The sequence below is a fragment of the Polyangiaceae bacterium genome, assembly GCA_020633235.1.
GTDB lineage: Bacteria > Myxococcota_A > Polyangia > Polyangiales > Polyangiaceae > JACKEA01.
Genome location: JACKEA010000003.1, coordinates 40,026 through 58,703, shown reverse-complemented (window position 1 = coordinate 58,703; position 18,678 = coordinate 40,026). Strand labels below are relative to the sequence as shown.

General features: G+C 68.3%; 13 protein-coding genes. 8 read left to right on the top strand and 5 right to left on the bottom strand.

Features of this window, described 5'->3' with window-relative positions; all coding sequences use genetic code 11:
* Positions 1-178 precede the first annotated feature (178 nt).
* From H6717_17115 to H6717_17090, 6 genes are all read left to right on the top strand, one after another.
* A complete protein-coding gene (locus H6717_17115) occupies positions 179-643 on the top strand; it encodes a YbhB/YbcL family Raf kinase inhibitor-like protein (GenBank protein MCB9578752.1) in 465 nt (154 codons plus the stop codon).
* A 75-nt stretch (positions 644-718) separates the two neighbouring features.
* Positions 719-2,236 (top strand): hypothetical protein, encoded by a 1,518-nt coding sequence (locus H6717_17110; protein MCB9578751.1) that lies wholly within the window; start codon positions 719-721, stop codon positions 2,234-2,236.
* Entirely contained in the window at positions 2,218-2,445 is a 228-nt protein-coding gene (locus H6717_17105; GenBank protein ID MCB9578750.1) for a DUF4266 domain-containing protein, read from the top strand. Before H6717_17110 ends, H6717_17105 begins: the two co-directional genes overlap by 19 nt.
* Complete coding sequence (locus H6717_17100) at positions 2,436-3,626, top strand: DUF3570 domain-containing protein (GenBank protein ID MCB9578749.1); 1,191 nt, start codon at positions 2,436-2,438, stop codon at positions 3,624-3,626. The genes H6717_17105 and H6717_17100 overlap by 10 nt, the downstream gene beginning before the upstream one ends.
* Positions 3,623-4,105 (top strand): hypothetical protein, encoded by a 483-nt coding sequence (locus H6717_17095; GenBank protein MCB9578748.1) that lies wholly within the window; start codon positions 3,623-3,625, stop codon positions 4,103-4,105. Before H6717_17100 ends, H6717_17095 begins: the two co-directional genes overlap by 4 nt.
* A complete protein-coding gene (locus tag H6717_17090; protein ID MCB9578747.1) occupies positions 4,102-5,154 on the top strand; it encodes a hypothetical protein in 1,053 nt (350 codons plus the stop codon). The genes H6717_17095 and H6717_17090 overlap by 4 nt, the downstream gene beginning before the upstream one ends.
* 1 nt (position 5,155) lies before the next feature.
* On the opposite strand, the gene H6717_17085 is transcribed toward H6717_17090, so the two are convergent.
* Positions 5,156-6,526, bottom strand: coding sequence for an aldehyde dehydrogenase family protein (locus tag H6717_17085; protein MCB9578746.1), 1,371 nt, complete (start codon positions 6,524-6,526; stop codon positions 5,156-5,158).
* Between the two features lie 76 nt (positions 6,527-6,602).
* Here H6717_17085 and H6717_17080 point away from each other — a divergent pair, with 76 nt between their 5' ends.
* Complete coding sequence (locus tag H6717_17080; protein ID MCB9578745.1) at positions 6,603-7,064, top strand: hypothetical protein; 462 nt, start codon at positions 6,603-6,605, stop codon at positions 7,062-7,064.
* Between the two features lies 1 nt (position 7,065).
* On the opposite strand, the gene H6717_17075 is transcribed toward H6717_17080, so the two are convergent.
* The 3 genes from H6717_17075 to H6717_17065 all read right to left on the bottom strand — a co-directional run bounded on the left by H6717_17075 (position 7,066) and on the right by H6717_17065 (position 9,994).
* Positions 7,066-8,094 (bottom strand): aminopeptidase, encoded by a 1,029-nt coding sequence (locus tag H6717_17075; protein ID MCB9578744.1) that lies wholly within the window; start codon positions 8,092-8,094, stop codon positions 7,066-7,068.
* A 172-nt stretch (positions 8,095-8,266) separates the two neighbouring features.
* Positions 8,267-9,016, bottom strand: coding sequence for a creatininase family protein (locus H6717_17070; GenBank protein MCB9578743.1), 750 nt, complete (start codon positions 9,014-9,016; stop codon positions 8,267-8,269).
* 9 nt (positions 9,017-9,025) lie between these two features.
* The gene (locus H6717_17065) at positions 9,026-9,994 is read right to left on the bottom strand and encodes a general secretion pathway protein GspC (protein ID MCB9578742.1); all 969 of its coding nucleotides are present in this window, start codon (positions 9,992-9,994) and stop codon (positions 9,026-9,028) included.
* Positions 9,995-10,149: 155 nt separating this feature from the next.
* Here H6717_17065 and H6717_17060 point away from each other — a divergent pair, with 155 nt between their 5' ends.
* Complete coding sequence (locus H6717_17060; protein ID MCB9578741.1) at positions 10,150-12,189, top strand: hypothetical protein; 2,040 nt, start codon at positions 10,150-10,152, stop codon at positions 12,187-12,189.
* Between the two features lie 3 nt (positions 12,190-12,192).
* Here H6717_17060 and H6717_17055 read toward each other — a convergent pair whose 3' ends face one another.
* Positions 12,193-18,651 carry a S8 family serine peptidase gene (locus tag H6717_17055; protein ID MCB9578740.1) on the bottom strand — a complete coding sequence of 2,153 codons (6,459 nt, stop codon included), beginning with the start codon at positions 18,649-18,651 and terminating at the stop codon, positions 12,193-12,195.
* Positions 18,652-18,678: the final 27 nt, after the last annotated feature.

Here is an 18,678-nt window from a genome sequence, read left to right as displayed (position 1 = left end):
GTTGCGTAACGCCTCACCCCTCCTGCCGGGGGTTGCGATCCTCGCGCGTCATGGGAATGCTTGACGCATGAACGTTTGGGGGACCCTGTTCGGGATCGGTCTGGTGGCGGTCGTCGGGACGGCCTGCACCAAGAACGATCCCACGGGTTCACCGGGCGTGCCCCGAGGGAGCTCGACGATGAAGATTGAATCAGCGGCGTTCGCACACCACGCGGAGATCCCGAAGAAGTACACCTGTGAAGGCGAGGACGCGTCGCCTCCGCTCTCGTGGTCCGGGGTTCCGGATACCGCCAAGAGCCTCGCATTGATCGTGGATGATCCCGACGCGCCGGACCCCGCTGCTCCGAAGCGCGTGTGGGTGCATTGGGTGCTCTACGACATCCCCCCGTCCACGTCGTCGCTGGCGGAATCCGCCGGGCCGCAGGCGGGGGGAGGCAAGGACGGCAAGAACGACTGGGGCAAGGCGGGCTGGGGTGGCCCCTGCCCGCCCATCGGTCGTCACCGCTACTTCTTCAAGCTGTACGCATTGGATACAGCGCTGCAACTTGCCTCGCCCACCAAGGCAGAGCTCGAAAAAGCGATGGAGGGCCACGTGGTGGCGCAGACGGAGCTGGTGGGGACCTACAAGAAGACGGCTCAGTGAGCCGTCCCGTCGCTGGGCACGTGGCGCGAGCGGTGCTATCGTTTGGCCACAATTTTTCAGCGCGGGAAGGGTACAATGAAGTCGCCTATTCGGACGTTGGTCCACTGGTCGGTCGTCGGCGCGGTCGTCGGCGTGTTCGGTGCATGCGGTGGAGACGACGGGGGCGGCGTCGCCGGCAATCAGTTCGGCGGTAGCGGTGGCAAGCTGGATGGTGGTCCGGATGGGAGCGGCGCCAACGGGGGCACCGCGGGTACTGCCCCCATCGAGTGCGCCTACGGCGACACCAAGTGCGAGGGCAACACCCTCAAGGCTTGCTCCCTCGACGGCACGTGGATCGACAGCCAGAACTGCCCGTTCGTTTGCAGCAACGGCGCCTGTGGCGGAACCTGCGCGCCCGGCACCACCAAGTGCAAGCTCGGCGGCGAGCAAACCTGCGACGCGACGGGTGAGTGGCAGAAGGTGAGCCCCTGCGAGTTCGGTTGCGATTCGGCCACCGGCGCCTGCCGCACGGGCTGCAACGCCGGCGATTTCCACTGCAATGGCAACGAGGTTCAGCAGTGCGACGCAGGACCGCCCTCCAAGTGGGTGCCCGTGTCCCCGGCCGTGACCTGCAACGCCAGCGCCGGTCAGAAGTGCGACGAGCAAACGGGAACCTGCAAGTCCCTGACGCCCATTGGAACTGATACGCCCACCGGCAACTATTACCAGTACGCCGTCTTCGAGAAGGATCAGACCCCGTTCTTGGGCGGCTACGACGTCGACAGCATCGGAGACATGATCTACGTGAACCGCGGCGGCACCTATCTGGACGTCTACAAGGTCACGCTGCTGGACTCGGACAACGACGGAAAGCTGGAGCCGGATCAGCACCCCGACAACCCCAACGCCACGGGCCCGATCGAGGAGCGAAAGCTGGAGTTCATCAAGACCCTGACCAAGGCTTCGGACAACGTCCCCCTTGGTTCGGCCTCCCACGCGGAAATTTTCGCCGCATCCGAGGACAAGCTGTACATGCTCGGGCCCAGCCACGACGGCGTCATCAGCGAGTACCTGATGGGGCCCGCGACCTCCAGCGTGATGGTACAGCCGAGCAGCGCCATCACCCTTTCCGTCATGGGCTTCGGTGACGCCAACGGCGTGTGGTACGGCGGCGGAGAGAGCGCACGCCGCGTGTACTCGTACCACGAGCCCACCAAGAGCTGGGTCGCCGAGTTCGATTACCCGAACCTCGCCGGCAGCCACATGGACGGCATGGAAGTCGTGGTCGCCCCCAAGACGGGTGAGCAGTACGTCTACGTCTCCGACATGACGTCCGACTTCATCGCCCAGTACCACCAGGAAGAGACCGGCTGGGTGCAGGCCAATCTATACCAATACAACGACGGCACCGGCTCGCCGGTGGAGGGCTTCGGGTTCGGTGCGCTGAACCACTTCTGGGCCACCAGCGGCAGCTACCTCTACGAGGTCGGCGGCGGCGAGATCCAGGAGTTCTTGGAGCCCTGCCCCGCGGGCAAGCAGGTGTGCGGTGAGGCCGGTCAGACGTGCCCGTCGGGTCAAGTCTGTCTCAACGGCTGTTGCGAGGGCATTCGCTGATCACGCGAGCGTTTCTGTTGGCTCTCGTGAGCAGCGCCGCGCTGGCCGTGGGATGCGCCGAAGTCGCTCCCTACCAGCGCGGCCGCTTGGCCCAGCCTTCGATGTCCCCCGATGACAACGAGAGCGTCAGTCGGGATCACATGCAAGCGGTTCACGAGGGGGCTGCCGGCGGTAACGTGGCGCCATCCAGTGGCTGCGGATGCAACTGAACCTGTTCCCGAGTACCGAACCCAAGACGCTCGCGTTGCTCGCTCTGGCGGCCTTCGCGGTCAGCCTGCCTGCGCGGGGTGACGTCACCTGGGAGACGGGTGCGGAAGTCGGGGGCTACCAGGACACCGATCACGTCACCGTTGTCACGCCCAGTGTCCGAGCCAGCGCCAAGGACGCGATGGCCGGTTGGTCCGCGAACGGGACCTACTTGGTGGACATCGTGTCGGCCGCTTCCGTGGACATCGTGTCCACCGCCAGCCCGCGGTGGACGGAGGTGCGTCACGCTGGGTCCCTGGGCGCGAGCTACGCCCTTGGTGACACCACGGCGTCCGTGTTCGGCGCGGCGTCCGTGGAGCCGGACTACGTGGCGCTCAACGGCGGCGTCGGTGTCTCGCAAGAGCTGTACAAGAAGGCTCTCGACCTCTCGCTCCGCTACTCCTTCGAGCGGGACGAGGCGGGACGAACGGGGACGCCCTTTTCCGTGTACGGCCTGGTGCTGCACCGCCACACGTTGACGGGCGGGCTCGAAGTCGTGCTCGGACCCGCGACCACGCTGACACCAGGGCTCGACGTCATGCTCGAGAGCGGCCGGCAAGAGAAGCCGTATCGTTGGCTGCCGTTGTTCGACGCCGCCGTTGCTCCCACCATTCCCGTTGGGGCGTCCGTGGAGCTGGTGAACAGCCGTCGCCTCCCCGGGCGCCTCGACGAACGCGTACCGGAGGATCGCCAGCGCTACGCCGCCAGTCTTCGTCTCGCACACCGCTTTTCGAGCTCCACCCTGGTGCTCTGGGACCGCGCCTATGTCGACAGTTGGGGCCTGCGCGCGAGCACCACGGACGTTCGCTGGATCGTCGATCTCTCGCGGCGTTGGTCCTTCTGGCCGCTGGCGCGGTTTCACGACCAGTCCGGCGTGGATTTCTGGCGTCGCGCCTACGTGGGGCAGATTGGCGACGGTCGTGTGGTGGTCCCGGACTATCGGACGGGCGACCGGGAGCTGGGACCGCTGTGGTCGGCGTCCCTGGGCGCCGGAGTCGCCTGGAATTTCGGGGGAGACGACCCACGCGCGTTCAGCGTCTCGCTCGAGGCACGCGGCATCTACACGGACTTCCTCGACGCGCTGTACGTGGACAATCGCTGGGCGGGTTTCGGTGTGGCAAGTTTCACGGCGAGGTTTCCGTGAAGCGGCTACTCGTCCCCCTCGCGCTACTGTTGGTCTTCGGATGCGAGGACCCGGTCGCGCGCGATCGCGGTGCCAGCTTGGGACCGGATCGCGGGGGCTACGAAGCGGGGCCGCTGCATCGAGCCGGGGATCCGTGCACCTGGTGTCACACAAAGGGCGGTACGGCACATCCGCACTTCGACCTCGCGGGAACCGTGTACCCCAACAAGGACTCGAGCTTCGGTCTGGAGGGGGTCACCGTGCGCCTGTTCGACAGCGCCGGGCGACAGCAAACCGTGGGCTCGAACTTCACCGGCAACTTCTTCCTCGACGAAGGCGCTCTGGCGCTGAGCTTCCCGCTGTGGGTCAAGGTCGAATACCAAGGTCAAGTAGCGGTGATGAAGACGCCCATCTTCCGTGAGCGCTCGTGCTCCGCGTGCCACCGGCGAACCCAGAGCTCGAGCAGCGTCGGGCCCGTCACCTTGGAGGAGTCGCCGTGAAGCGCTTGGCCGTGGTGATGCTGCTCTCGGCGTGCGCTGCCCAGAGCGAGCCGACGCCCTACGACGTGCCTCCGGAACAGGACTTTCCCAAGGTGAGCAACATGCTGGGCGCACGCTGCGGCAGCCTGGATTGCCATGGGCAGCCGGGGCGCAACATGCGGCTCTACTCCAAGAACGGCCTGCGGCTCTCGACGACCGACGTGCCCGGCAAGGCCGGCACCACGGCGGAGGAACACGCCTCGAACTACCGCGCCGTCGTGACGCTGGAGCCGGAGATCTTGGCGCAGGTGTGGCGAGAGGGCGGCGCGCACCCGGAGCGCCTCACGCTCTTGCGCAAGGGGCTGAACAGCGAGCACCACTTCGGTGGTCATGCGCTCGATGCCGCGGGCGCGCTCTGCATCCGGTCGTGGCTGTCGGGCAGTGTGGACGCCAAGGCCTGCTTCGACGGCTCGCAGCTCGCCACCCCGCCGGGGTTCGCCACCGGCGGCACGGGTGGCACCGGTGGCGCCGCGGGCGCTGCGGGCGCCGGCGGCGCTGCGGGCATGGCGGGCAGTGGCGGCGCGTCCGGGAGCGGCGGCAGCGGGGGAGGTGGCACGGGCGGTACTGGGGGCGTGATCTGCAGCCCCGGAGACTTTTGGCCCTGCACCTACGACGCGGCGTGCAGCGCCGTGAAGACCGCTCCCGCCGACCACTCCGCCTACACCGCGACCAACTGCCTCGAGTGCCACGTGGAAGGCGACGCCGGCACGGCCTCACCGTTCCTGTTCGGAGGTTTCGTGTGGAACCCGTACAAGCCGGAGGGCGCGCCCAAGATCGAGGTCGGCGTGCGCGACGGCGATCTGTTCTATTACGCGTGCACGGATGCCGGCGGCTTCTTCTTCGTGCCCCGGGACGCCGGGCCGGACCCCGACTGGACCCAAGCCGAGTCTCGAATGCGCACGGACCTGGGCGAGAAGATCATGCCGCCCGAGAAGAAGCACGAGCCCGGCTGCAACGCGGCGACGGAATGCCACGGGCATCCGGAGCACAAGCTGCTCGCGCCGCTGTGAGTCACGCCGGCCGCACGTGATAGGCCTTGGGCACGACGAAGGCTTCGATGCCATAGGTAGACAGCGTGCAGCCAATGCCCGAGTGGCGCCGTCCGGTCCACGGCAGCCTCGGGCTCACGCGGTCGCAGCAGTTCACGTAGGCGCTGCCCACGTCCAGGTCGGCCAGTAGTGCTTCCGCGCGCTCGCGGTCCTTGCTGTACACCGCCGCCGTGAGGCCATACTCGGTGTCCTGCATCAGCTCGAGGGCGTGCTCGTCGGACTTCACCTTCATCACGCCAATCAAGGGTCCGAAGGTCTCCTCGCGCATCACGGCCATGTCGTGGGTCACGTCCACCAGCACCGTCGGCTCGAAGAAGAAGCCGGGCCGCTCCAGCCGGCCGCCCCCGGTCAGCACCCGCGCGCCACGCTCGCGCGCGTCGGACACCTGGGAAGTGAGGTGATCGATCGCCGCTTGACGTCGTGCCAGAGGGCCGACGTAGGTGGCTTCGTCGTCCGGGTCGCCCACCACGAATCCCCGCACGGCCTTGTCCAGCTCCGCGGTGAAGGCATCGAAGATGCGCTCGTGGACGTAGATGCGCTCCACGGCACAGCAGCTCTGCCCCGCGTTGTAGAAGGCGCCGTCGGCCACCGCTCCGGCCGCTGCGGCGACGTCCACGTCCTCGCGCACGTAGGCCGGATCCTTGCCGCCCAGCTCGAGCTGCACGCGCACCATGCGCGGGGCCATCTTTGCCGCGATGGCGCTGCCGGTCGCATAGGAGCCCGTGAAAAACACCCCGCGCAAGCGCTCTTCGAGCAGCCGCGCGCCTACGCTGCCGCCGCCCACCACCGTGCTGAACACGCCCTCGGGAACGCCCGCGGCGGACAGAGCGTCGGCGATGGCGCGGCCCGTCAGCGTGGCGTACTCGCTCGGCTTGTACAGTACGGCATTGCCCGTGAGCAGCGCGGGCACGAACACGTTGGCGCCCACGAAGTAAGGGTAGTTCCAGGCGGAGACGTTCGCGATCACGCCCAGGGGCTCGTGCCGGATGCGTTCCTCGGTACCCGTGTCCACGCCCGCCACGACCTCGTCCGAAAGCTCGGCGCCGGTCTTGTCCAGAAAGAAGTCCAGTCGACCCAAGAGCCCCGCGAGCTCGTTCCTCGATTGAGTGATCGGCTTGCCGACCTCGGCGGTGAGAATTCGCGCCATCGGTTCCGTGCGTTCCACCACCAGAGCTCGAAAGCGCCGGAGGATCTCGGCGCGCTCGGAGTAAGGCGTCGCCGCCCAGCTGCGCTGCGCGACCCAGGCCGCCTTCACCTTGTCGGAGATGCTCTGCTCCGTGTCCTCGGCGACCTCGTGCAGCAACGTGTCGTTCTTCGGGTTGACGATGCGCATGGCCGCGAGCCTACGCTAGCTCTTGACCGCCCGCGACGGCCTTGGGCAAAGCCCCTCTGGGCGCTAGGATCGGCCGGTGACCCTGCGACTCGCCGATCTCGAAACGGCGGCACTCCCCGAGCTCGAAGCGCTTTTCGCTCGCAACCAAGTGGCTCCCGCGCAGCCCGCCCCATTTCGCGGCAAGCTGCTTCGTTGGCTCGGCACCCCCGGCGCGCGCCACCCGCTCTATCGCCCCGCGGAAGCGCTCATGTTCCAGCGCTTGCCCTTCGGAGTGGACTTCGCGCGCCGTCGCTGGTTCTGGCAGTCACCGCGTTTGGGTGTCGGTCACTTCAGCGCGAGCCTGGGGCCGTCTCGCTGGCGCGACACCACGGCCCTGCGACTCCACTACGACGACCGCCTGCTGCCATGGGCGCTTCGTGCTCGCTTGTACGACGAGGTGAAGCCGCTCTCGGACGATCTGTGCCTGGGCATTGGCGGCATGGATGGCGCCCGTGGCCACGGCGATCATTTCTTCTTCGCGCTGTACCGAAGCGCCTGACTCAGGCCGGTGTGAGGAGCTTGCCTCGCACGATCACCGGGACCGACTGTACGACGACGGTGGCCCCCGCGCCGCACGCCGCGAAGCTCGTTGGCGCGGTCCAGCTCGCTCCAGTGACCTGCGCCGCGGGATCTCCGATGCCGAGGTGCAAGCCCGGCAGGTTCTGATCGACCAACGCCTCGCCGGTGGGCTCGTGGATGCCGTAGTTGACGCCCACGGCGACGAGCCCCACCCGATCCGAGCCTGGGCCGAAGGACAACATGCGTTCCACGTCTGCAGCGAGGGCCGGTGCCTCGGGGGCGCTCGCCGCGCGAACACGGCCGTCCTCGATGAACAGCTTCAGCGGCTTGTCGCGCAGGTTCCCTTCCCGACGCCCGAAGTACTCACCCACGCTGGCGTCCGCCACGAACACGCCGTTCACTCGCAGCGGGGAGGTGTACAAGGCGCCCGCCGGCAGGTTTCCCCAGCGGCCTGGAGCCAGGCGCCCCAGCTGCTCGAACCAGCGACAATCGTCCCCGAGCTCCACCACCAGGGCCGTGCCCGCCGTGCTCTCCACTTCCAGGCGCCGCGCCTGTCGGAGCTTGTCTGCCAGCCGGCGCCCGAAGTTCCCCACCTTGGCATAGTCGATGCGCTGTCCGCGCGCGAAGGCCAACGTGCTCACGTCCGGCATGTGGGCATGTCGCAGACCGTGGCGCTTCACGAGGTGAAGCACCTGTTGCCGCATGCCGAGCTCTTCGCGAAGCGCTCGCGCGACGAACACGCTCGCGCTCGCGCGGGACAGCTCGTGGGTCACCCAGTCGTCCAACACCGACAGCGGACGCTGCCCGAGACGATCCAAATCCACCGCGAAGATCTTGGCTCCGCGAGAGCGTGTCGCCGTGATCAAAGCCGACGCGATCTGCTTGCTCTGGCGATCGAAGAGCACGAGCACGCGTTCCTCCGGGGTGATTTCGAGGGCTGTACGCGCCACGAGCTCGGCCGCCCGGGCCAGCTCGTCCGCTCCCACCTCGGAGGTCCACGCCCCAATCACGCCCGAAGCTTACGGCAGCCGACGCCACCGAACCAGCCGTCAGCGCTTCATGTTGGCGCGCCGCGGAAACGACGCGGCGCGACGGCGTGCTGCGCCGAGGAACCTCGCCCTGCGACGTCGCGGCGCGGCGTGCCCGCGCCGTCCCGACATCCAGATGAAGCGGCAGGGGGAGTCAGGGAGCGATCGCGGCGTGGACGGCTTCCGCCAAGATATCGCCAAGGATCTCGATGGTTTGTCGCCCCTCCTCGGCGCTGGCCCGAGCAGGATCCCCGAAGTAGGCGCGAGGGCCACCGGCTGCTTCGAAGCTCGCGAGACCGCTCTTGATGGCCAGCGAGAGGCTCTTGGGATTGGGGGGCAGCTGTCGTTGGATGTGCTCGCGAACGAGCTCCGGGCGCGCGGCCATGACGACGGAACCCTCGAACTGGCCGGCATGGCAAGCGCCGCTCTTGAACTCGTCCGTCAGGCGGAGAGCCCAGGGCTTCTTGGTGATGTCGGGAAACACCACGCGGACCTCGCCCTCGAGCTCCTTCCCTGCGGCATACAGGGAGCCGATGTGGGTCGGGTCGAGGTGCGCGCTCGCGAGAGCCACGGTGCGGAGGCCTGCGCGGGCCAGGCCGCGACACACGTCCACCACCAGCGCCGTCACGGTTTCGGGACGCACGCTGATGGTACCCGCGAAGCCGGCCGCGTAGCCCGCCGCAGTGTACGCCAGGGGCGGCGCGAGCACGGCAACGAGACCCGCTTCCGACAGACGCTGGGCGGCGGCGCGACACATGGCCTCCGCGATGATCACGTCGGTGGCCAGCGGCAGGTGAGGGCCGTGGGCCTCGGTGGCGCCAACGGGCAGCAGGGCGATGCTCCGTTCCGAGGGCAGCTCGGCGATTTCCGTGGTGGTGGCGTCGGCCAGGGACAGGACGGGCACGAGCCGAGTCTACTGGATGTGCAGGTCGATGGTCATCGGCTTGCCCTTGCGCTCGACCTTGAGCGCGATGTTGCTGGCAGTGCGCAGGCGGGCGTAGGCCTGGAGTGCCTTGTCCGGGGCGGACAGCTGGAAGCCGTTGATGGATTGAATCACGTCGCCATTGGCCAGGCCGAGCTTGCCGAGCAGCGTGTCGGGGCGGATGCGCAGCACGCGCATGCCCACCACGCGCCCGTTCTTCTGCACCGGCCTCACCAGCACGTTCTTCAAGAGCTTGCTGTATTGCTCCACGACGGTGTCCACCACGCTGCGATCGACGTTGAACTCCGTAGCGCTCACTCGGTGGATCTTGTCGGCGATGCTCTTGGGCGCTGCCGGCGGAACACGGCGGGCGGGGCGCCGTGGAGGCTTCTTGAGGGTGGGCTTGGGTTTGGGTTTCGCCGGCGCGGGCTCGTCGTCGAAGAGATAGGACTGGCACAAGCCCGAGGTCGACTCGAGCCACACCGTCGGGCTCTGCTCCAGCCGATTGAAGCCGATGTACGCCACGCGCTTGTCGCCCACGGTGTCTCCGATGCGGCGCAGTCGTCCGTGCTTCTCCCCCGGCCCCTGGATCACCGCCAGGGACCAGGACGGATCCGGTGACTCCGTGGTGATGCTCACGGTGAGCCCCTTGCATTCCGGCGCGTGCAGCGGATCCACGTGCTCGGGCTTCTTCTTGGCGAGCTCGATCTCCGGCACCCTGCCGAGGGGACCCGTGACGGAGTCGAAGGGATTGCGATCGAGGATGGCCTTGGCGTCGGGAGGGCGCTGCTGGTGGAGCGCCGGAGGCGGCGCTCGCGGAGGCACCGGACGCGCGCTCGGCTCGAGGCTGGCGCCGACCAACTCCGACACGCCGGACGCCTGGAAATAGGCCATCACCGACGCGAGGAAGAGGAGGACGAACGGCCACAGCCGCCGCCACATCTGAGGGGTGAGCTGCATCGTGGCGGATGCACGGCGAAAGCACGCCGCGCGCCCGCTGGCGAACACCGAATGGGCACGAGCCAGCGAGCAAACTGAAGCTAGCCGCGGCGGTCGCACTCTGCAAGGGCTCGAGACATTGCGACGACGCCCCCCTCGCATTAGCGTGCGCCGCCATGAGAGCTTCCATTGGCGCTTTTTCCTGGATGTTGACCTCGGCGGCGGTCGCCGTTTCCTGCGGCGGCAACGCTCCGCCGCCGTCAACGCCCATGCCCGCCCCGGTCGCTGCGCCCGCCACAAAGGCTACGCCGGAGGCTCCGCGCTATGACCGCCTGACGCGCGAAGAGGTGAACCGGCGCGCTGTTCGTCAGAACCTCCCGCTGTTCTGGGACGAGGATACGAACGGGGACGGCGTGATGGATCCGAGCGAGGTGCGCTCGCTCCTGTTCTACCCGACGGAAGGGCATTGGACGGCGGGAGGGCAGTTCACGCCGGAGCTCACTCAAGCCTACGAACGCCTGGTGGCGGACGACGGCTCGCTGCCGGTGAACCTCGCTCCGGCGGAGGCCGAGCGCAGGAAATTGATCCTGGAGGAGCTCGACCAGGGCCGCCCCACGCTGGTGGAGAACGATCTCTCGGCCCTGCCGGCCGCCCAGAAGGGCTTCGTGCGGCGCATGCTCGACGTGGCTCGGGAGATCGACGCGCTGTATGCGTGGGAGAACGGGATGGCGGGTCTCGCGGACCAAGCCAAGAAGCTCGACGTCGCGAGTCAGAGCGCCTTTCGCCGCAACTGGGGTCCGCGTTGCTTGGCGCCCAAGACCGAGAAGAACCCGAAGTGCTCCGCCTTGCCCGGCGCGCCGACTCCGGCGCCGGGGGTGTACGCCTTCGGCCCGCCCATGACCCCGGCCGGGTGCAAGAAGCTGGAAGCGCGGCCGGATCAGAAGACGCTGCTCGCGCCCTTCGTGGCGGTGAAACAGACCAATGACGGGGAGCTCCTGCCCGTCCCCTTCAGCCAGGCGCGTCCGGCCGCCATGAAGGCGGCGGCCGCCAAGCTCATGGCGGCGGCCAAGGGACTCTCGGGCAGCGGGGAGGAGGCGCTCGCGGCGTATCTGCAAGCGGCGTCGAAGAGCTTTGCGGACGACGATTGGGAGCGTGCCGACGAGGCGTGGTCCAAGATGAACGCCGAGAACTCCCGCTTCTATCTGCGGGTGGCGCCGGACGAGACGTACTGGGATCCCTGCAACCGCAAGGCGGGGTTCCACATGACCTTCGCGCTCATCAACAAGGACTCTCTGGCCTGGCAGAAGAAGCTCTCTCCGGTTCAGGCGGACATGGAAAAGTCTTTGGCGGGGTTGATCGGTCCCGCCTATCAGCCCCGGAAGGTGAGCTTCCATCTACCGGACTTCATCGACATCGTGATCAACGCGGGAGACGATCGCGATGCCTTCGGCGCCACCATCGGTCAGAGCCTGCCCAACTGGGGCAAGGTCGCGAACGACAATCGCGGGCGTACCGTGGCGATGACGAATCTGTTCCAGGACGCGGACAGCAAACGGACGCGCCGCGAGATCGCGGCGTCGCTCTTGTCCGAGGCCTCCTTGAAGGAGCTTTCGGAAGACTCCACGCCCGGGTTGCTCAGCACCATCTTGCACGAAGCCACGCACAACTTGGGGCCCGCACACGAGTACACGGTGCGCGGCAAGGTGGACGACGACATCTTCGGTGGGCCGCTGGCGGCGATGCTCGAGGAGCTGAAGGCTCAGACCGGCGCCCTCTATTTCCTGGGCTATCTGGCGGACAAGGGCGTGATCGACGAAAAACTCGAGCGCGAGTCCTACGTGGATTCCATCGTGTGGGCCTTCGGTCACATCTCCCGCGGGATGTACACGGAGTCCGGGCAGCGCAAGACCTACAGCCAGCTGGCTGCGATCCAGCTCGGCTACTTGATGGACGCCGGCGCCGTGACCTTCGACGCGAATCAGGCTGCCGCCAACGGCAAGGACAAAGGCGCGTTCGTGCTGAAGCTGGACGCGTTCCGCGCTGCGGCCAAGAACCTGATGCGGGACGTGGGTCGCATCAAGGCCAAGGGCGACAAGAAAGCGGCGCTGGCGCTGGCGGCGAAGTACGTCGACGGCAAGGTGGTGCCCTTCGAGCTGATCAAGGAACGCGAGCTCCGGTCGCCGAAGACCAGCTTCGTGTACGCGCTCACCCTGTGAAGCTCAGGGACCGATGACCAACACGGGACCCAGAGCGGTGGGCGCCTCGTCGTCGCCCACGGCGTTGGTGGTGGCGAGACCCAGGCGGCCCGAGCCAGCGTCGCCCCAGCACCGCACGTGATCCGCAAAGGTGGCGCAGGTGTGCTTCTCGCCGGCGCTGAGACCCAAGACCGCTCCACCCAGAGAAACGTCCGCGCCCGGTGCGTAGAGCACCACACCGGTACCGTAGCCAAGGGCCGCCGGGGGCGAGCCCCAACAGCGCACGGCGCCGGTCTCGAGCAGGGCGCAGCTGAAGGCAGCGCCGCAGCTCACGTCGACGGCGGCGGCGCCGAGGGCGACGGGCGCGATGGCCGTGGGGGGCTCGTCGTCGCCGATGGTCGCGGTTTGGCCGCTGCCCAGGGCGCCCTCCAGGCCGTAGCCCCAGCAGCGCACGGAGCCGTCGGTGAGCAGTGCGCAGCTGTGGTAGCCGCCGGCCGCGACCTTCACGGCCGGTGCGCCCAGCGCTACGGAGGCCGTGGGAAGCTCGTTGTCGCCGACGTTCTGCGTGCTCGCCGTACCGAGCTGTCCGTACAACCCGAAACCCCAGCAGCGCACGGAGCCGTCGGCGAAGACTGCGCAGGTGTGCGCCTTCCCCGCCGCGATCTGCGTCGCGGGAGCGCCGAGGGGGACGTTGCCCATCACGGCCGGCGTGTCGTCGTCGCCGACGTTTTCGGTGTTGCCGTAGCCCAGGCGTCCGGCTTGCCCGAGACCCCAGCAGCGCACCGCGCCGGAGCCAAGCAGCGCGCAGCTGTGGTTCTCGCCGGTGGCGATCGCGATGGCGGTGGCTCCCAGGGGAACGTCGCCGACGCTGGCGGGGGCTTCGTCGTCGCCCACGTTGTGGGCGAAGCCGTAGCCGAGCTGTCCGTACTGACCCGCGCCCCAACAGCGGACGGCGCCGGTGTCGAGCAACGCGCAGCTGTGGCGGCCGCCGGCGGCCACGGCGATGGCCGCCGCGCCCAGGGGAACGTCGCCGGCGGTGAACGGCGCTTCGTCGTCACCGATGGTGTCGGTGTTGCCGTAGCCGAGCTGCCCTTGGAGTCCCGCGCCCCAACAGCGCACGGCTCCGGTAGAGAGCAGTGCACAGCTGTGCGCGCCGCCGGCGCTCACGCTGTCGACCCACGCGGAAAGCGGCGTGCACGAGAAGCCGTTTCCGGTGAAGCCCGGGTTGCAGCTGCAGGCGTAGCCCACCGCGAGGTCGAAGCAGCTGGCGTCGGCGTTGCAGCTGGCCATGCCCGTGGCGCACTCGTTCATGGCTGCCGCCGCAAAGGGCGTCGCGCTGCCGGCGTTGCCGACGTCTGACGTGGAGCCGTTGCCGAGCTGCCCAAAGGCGCCATCCCCCCAGCACGCGACCTTGCCACTGGTCAGCAGGGCGCAAGTGTGCGCGAAGCCCGCGTGCACGGAGCCGGCGGTGGAGCCCAGGGGAACGTCGCCGGCGCTGTCCGGCGTCTCGTCGTCGCCGATGTTGTCGGAGCTCCCGTAGCCGAGGCGGCCGGAGTCGGCGTAGCCCCAACAGCGCACGTGGCCGCTGCTGGTGGTGGCGCAGGTGTGGAACAGCCCAGCGGTGATCTGCGTGGCCGCCGCGCCCAGGGGAACGTCGCCGGCGCTGTCCGGCGTCTCGTCGTCGCCGATGTCGTTCGGGTTGCCGTACCCGAGCTGGCCCACCGCGCCGTAGCCCCAGCAACGCACGGCGCCGGACGAAAGGCGAGCGCAGGTGTGGTACCAGCCCGCTGCGACCTCCACGACGGTGCCGCCCACGGGCACGTCGCCGGCACTCGCCGGCGTCTCGTCGTCGCCGATGCTCTCGGTGTTGCCATAGCCCAGGGGCGCCCAGAGGCCGCGCCCCCAGCAGCGCAGCGCGCCGGAGGAGAGCAGCGCGCAGGTGTGGTCGCGCCCTGCGGCGAGGGCGATGGCGTTCCCGCCCAGGGGCACGTCGCCGGCGCTGGCGGGCGCTTCGTCGTCACCGACGTCGTTCGTGTTGCCGTAGCCGAGCTGGCCGTCGACGCCGAGGCCCCAACAGCGCACCGCACCGGACGAAAGCAAGGCGCAGGTGTGCTCGCCGCCCGCGGCGAGATCCACCACCGTGCCCCCGACGTCCACGAAGCCAAAGGGCGTCTCGTCGTCGCCGATGTCGTTCGTGTTGCCGTAGCCGAGCTGGCCGTGATCACCCTTGCCGAAGCAGCGGACCTTGCCGCTGTCGAGCAGCACACAGGTGTGGGTCACACCCACGGCCAGGCGCTGTACGGCGCCGCCGGTGGAGACCCAGGCGGCCGCGTTCGCGTCGGAAATGCTGTCGGTGTGCCCATAGCCGAGCTGCCCGAAGTCGTTGCGGCCCCAGCAGCGAACGCTTCCGGCGTCCGACAGCGCACAGGTGTGGTCGCCGCTGGTACCCAGCGCCACCGTCGTGGCGGCCGGCGGCAAGCACGTCTTGCCGTCGCCGGAGAAGCCGGCGTTGCAGCTGCAGGCGTAGCCGCCGAAGGTATTCGTGCACGTCGCGTCAGCGCTGCAGTCGTCGGTGCCCAGGGCGCACTCGTCGACGTCCGTGCAGGTCACGCCGTCACCGGAGAAGCCCGCCTTGCACACGCACGAGAACGAGGTCGGGGTGTCCACGCACACGGCCTGCTCGCTGCAGTTGTCGAGCCCGAGGGCGCATTCGTTCTTGCCGCAGGTCTTGCCGTCTCCGGAAAAGCCCGCGTTGCAGCTGCAGGTGTAGCTGCCGGGGGTGTTCGTGCAGGTCGCGTTCGGATCGCAGGCGGCGGTACCGAGCGCGCACTCGTCGACGTCCGTGCAGCTGAAGCCGTCGCCGGAGAAGCCGGCATTGCAGGTGCAGCTGAAGCTATTCGCGCCTTCGCTGCAGGTGGCGTTCGGGTCGCAGGAGCTCGCCGTGCAGTGGGTGCCGCCGACGCAGGTCTTGCCGTTGCCGGAGAAGCCGGCGTTGCAGACGCAGTTGAAGCTGCCAACGGTATTGGTGCAGTTGGCGTTCGGATCGCAATCGTGGGTGCCGAGGGCGCACTCATCGGCGTCGGTGCAGGTCTTGCCGTCGCCCGCGTAGCCGGCATTGCAGCTGCAGGCGTAGCTTCCCGGGAGGTTCTGGCAGCTGGCGTTCGGGTCGCAGTCGTGGGTGCCGAGGGCGCACTCGTCCACGTCGGTGCAGGTCTTGCCGCTTCCGGTGTAACCGGCGTTGCAGGCGCAGGTGAAGCCGCCGGCGGTGTTGGTGCAGCTGGCGTTCGAATCGCAGTCGTGGGTGCCGAGGGCACACTCGTCGGTCTCGGTGCAGGTCTTGCCGCTTCCGGTGTAACCGGCGTTGCAGGCGCAGGTGAAGCCGCCGGCGGTGTTGGTGCAGGTGGCGTTGTCGTCGCAGTCGTGGGTGCCGAGGGCGCACTCGTCGGCGTCGGTGCAGGTCTTGCCGTCTCCGGTGTAGCCGGCGGGGCAAGTGCAGGTGAAGCCACCGTCGGTGTTCGTGCAGATCGCGAGGTCGTCACAGTCGTCGGTACCCAGAGCGCACTCGTCGACCTCGGCGCAGAGCTCGCCGTCTCCGGCGAAGCCGACCTTGCAGGCGCAGGTGAAGCCGCCCACGGTGTTGGTGCACTTCGCGTGAACGTTGCAGGTGTGCTGGCCGGTGGTGCACTCGTCGACGTCGTCGCACTCCTTGCCCTTGAGCTCGAAGCCCGGCTTGCAGCTGCAGTGGTAGGCGCCCGGCGTGTTCTCACACTGGCCGTTCATGCCGCAGTTCACGGCGCCCTTCTGGCACTCGTTGATGTCGGTGCAGGTCTTGCCGTCGCCCTCCCAGCCGGACTGGCAGGCACAGGCGTAGCCGCCCACCGTGTTGGTACAGTCGGCATTCGGAGAGCACTGGTCCGTTCCGGCGGCGCACTCGTCGTCGTCGCTGCACGTCTTGCCCGTCCCCGAATAGCCCGCGTTGCACTGGCAGTCGTAGGAGCCGGGGGTGTTCACGCAGCTGGCGTTCGGAGCGCAAGTGAAGGTGCCGAGGGCGCACTCGTCGACGTCGGAGCAGGTCTTGCCGTCCCCCTGGTAGCCGTCGTTGCAGGCACAACCGTAGGAGCCGGGGGTGTTCACGCAGCTGGCGTTCGGATCGCAGGTGAAGGCGCCGAGGGCGCACTCGTCGACGTCGGAGCAGGTCTTGCCGTCTCCGGCGTAGCCCACGTTGCACACGCAGGCGAAGCTGCCGACGGTGTTCTGACAGGTGGCGTTGTCGTCGCAGTCGTCGGTGCCCGCAGCGCATTCGTCGACGTCGGAGCAGGTCACGCCGTTGCCCTGGTAGCCGTCGTTGCAGGCGCACACGTAGCTGCCGGGGACGTTCTCGCAGTGCGAGATGGGGCCACACGCGTAAGTGCCGAGGGCGCACTCGTCGACGTCGAAACAGGTCTTGCCGTCGCCCGTGTAGCCCGTGTTGCAGCTGCAGGTGAAGCTGCCGACGGTGTTCTGGCAGTTGGCGTTGTCGTCGCAGTCATCGCTGCCCGCGGCGCACTCGTCGACGTCGGAGCAGGTCTTGCCGTCGCCCTGGTAGCCCGCGCTGCAGTGGCACAGGTGACCTCCGGGCGTGTTCTCGCAGGTCGCGAGCGGGCTGCAGTCGTTCAGGCTGTCGGTGCATTCGTCCACGTCCACGCAGAAAAAGCCGTCGCCAGCCCAGCCGGGATCGCAGTTGCAGAAATAGCTGCCCCCGGCGCTACTGCAGGTGGCGTGCTCGTCGCACGGGTTCAACCCCGCCTCGCAGGCCGCGCCGCAAGTGCCGCCGCTGCAGCTGCAGGCATAGCCGCCGATCTCGTTCTCGCAGTCGCTGCCCGCGGGGCACGTCGCCGTGCCCGCGGCGCACTCGTCCGCGTCCGTGCAGCTGTGGCCATCTCCGGAAAAGCCGACGTTGCACAGGCACTGATAGCTGCCGGGCACGTTCTCGCAGCTAGCGTTTCCGTCGCACGTCGCGGTCCCATTTTCGCACTCGTCGACGTCGGTGCAAGTATAGCCGTCGCCGAGGTAGCCCGAGGGGCACGTGCAGGCGACGCCGGGTGACAGATCCTGACAGCTCGCTTCGGGCGCGCAGGGAGCATCGGCGCAGGTCAGCTCCGGAGTGCAGCTCGCGCCGCCGGTGCAGGCGCAGCCGTTGCCGGTGCAGTTCTCGTCGCCGGTCAACAGCCGCAGCACGTTCAGTCGGCCGCCGGACGCCACCACCGACGAGAACGCCGGCAGCAGGTCCACCGTCGCGATCAGCTCGGCTTTCAGCGCCTCGGCGGTCCCGGTCGGGTGCAGCGAAACGTACAGCGCCGCCGCTCCGGCCACGTGGGGTGATGCCATGCTGGTGCCGCTGGCGCCAGCGTAGGCGCTGCCCGGGTAGGTGCTGGTGATGTTGCTTCCCGGCGCCGCGAGGTGAACCGTCTGCACGCCGTAGTTGCTGTAACTGGCCCTGCCATCGTCCACTTCGGAAGCAGCCACGGCGACCAAGTTCGGCTCCGAGTAGGCGGCCGGGTAGTGCGGCGATATGTCGTTGTTCACACCGTCGTTGCCCGCCGCAGCGACGAGCAGTCCGCCTTCCGCCCCCAGCTGTTCGATGGCGGCCTGCTCGTAGCTCAGCGGCGGGTGGGCTCCGCCCAGGCTCGCATTGGCGACGCGCACCCCGATCTTGGACGCGTACACCAGCGCTTCGGAGAGATGCGTCGTCAGGCACGAGGTGAGGCCGCACACCTTCAACGGCACCAGCGACACCTTCCAGTTGACGCCCACTACGCCAAGGGCGTTGTCGCCCACGGCGCCGATGGTTCCCGACACGTGGGTGCCATGCCAATGGTCGTCACTCGGGTCGGCATCGCCGTTGACGAAGTCCCAGCCATGGACGTCGTCGACCAGGCCGTTTCCGTCGTCGTCCACGCCGTTGCCGGGGATCTCCCCGGGATTTTCCCAGATGTTGGCCTTCAAATCGGCGTGAGAGAAATCGATGCCCGTGTCCAGCACGCCCACCCGCACGTCGCTCGAGCCGGTCCCGTGATCCCAAGCGCCGGTCATGGAGATCGCGGACAGTCCCCACAGCGATGGCAGCTTGGGATCGTTCGGCGTCAGATCCAGGTTCAGCAGGTAGTCCGCTTCGGCGCGGTCCGCCACGCCCCGCGCGATCAGCGCCTTGCCGGCGTCCTCGGGAGTGAGCCCCGGTGGCAGTCGCAGTCGGTGGTAGCCGAGCTCCTCCAAGAGCGACGTCCCCGCGATCCGGCTGGCACCGATGGCGGAGACCTCGTGGTCGAAGGCGCTGGCAGAGCTGGTGCGACGTACGACCACCTCGTGCGCCAAGTACACCGCCCCCGAGGCGTCCGTCGCAGTCTCCGAAGCGTAGTCCGGCGTCGGATCGCTCCCCCCGCTCGAGCACCCCGCGAGCGCGAGCCCCAGCGCCAACGTCTTTAACCACGTCTTGGGGTTGGGCACGTCCGGCTCCTCGGTTCGGGGTTGATC

Excerpts from the sequence above, each read along its gene's own strand:
- H6717_17115 (MCB9578752.1), top strand. The coding sequence starts at position 179 with ATGAAGATTGAATCAGCGGCGTTCGCACACCACGCGGAGATCCCGAAG.
- H6717_17110 (MCB9578751.1), top strand. The coding sequence starts at position 719 with ATGAAGTCGCCTATTCGGACGTTGGTCCACTGGTCGGTCGTCGGCGCG.
- H6717_17100 (MCB9578749.1), top strand. The coding sequence starts at position 2,436 with ATGCAACTGAACCTGTTCCCGAGTACCGAACCCAAGACGCTCGCGTTG.
- H6717_17085 (MCB9578746.1), bottom strand. The coding sequence starts at position 6,526 with ATGCGCATCGTCAACCCGAAGAACGACACGTTGCTGCACGAGGTCGCC.
- H6717_17065 (MCB9578742.1), bottom strand. The coding sequence starts at position 9,994 with ATGCAGCTCACCCCTCAGATGTGGCGGCGGCTGTGGCCGTTCGTCCTC.
- H6717_17060 (MCB9578741.1), top strand. The coding sequence starts at position 10,150 with ATGAGAGCTTCCATTGGCGCTTTTTCCTGGATGTTGACCTCGGCGGCG.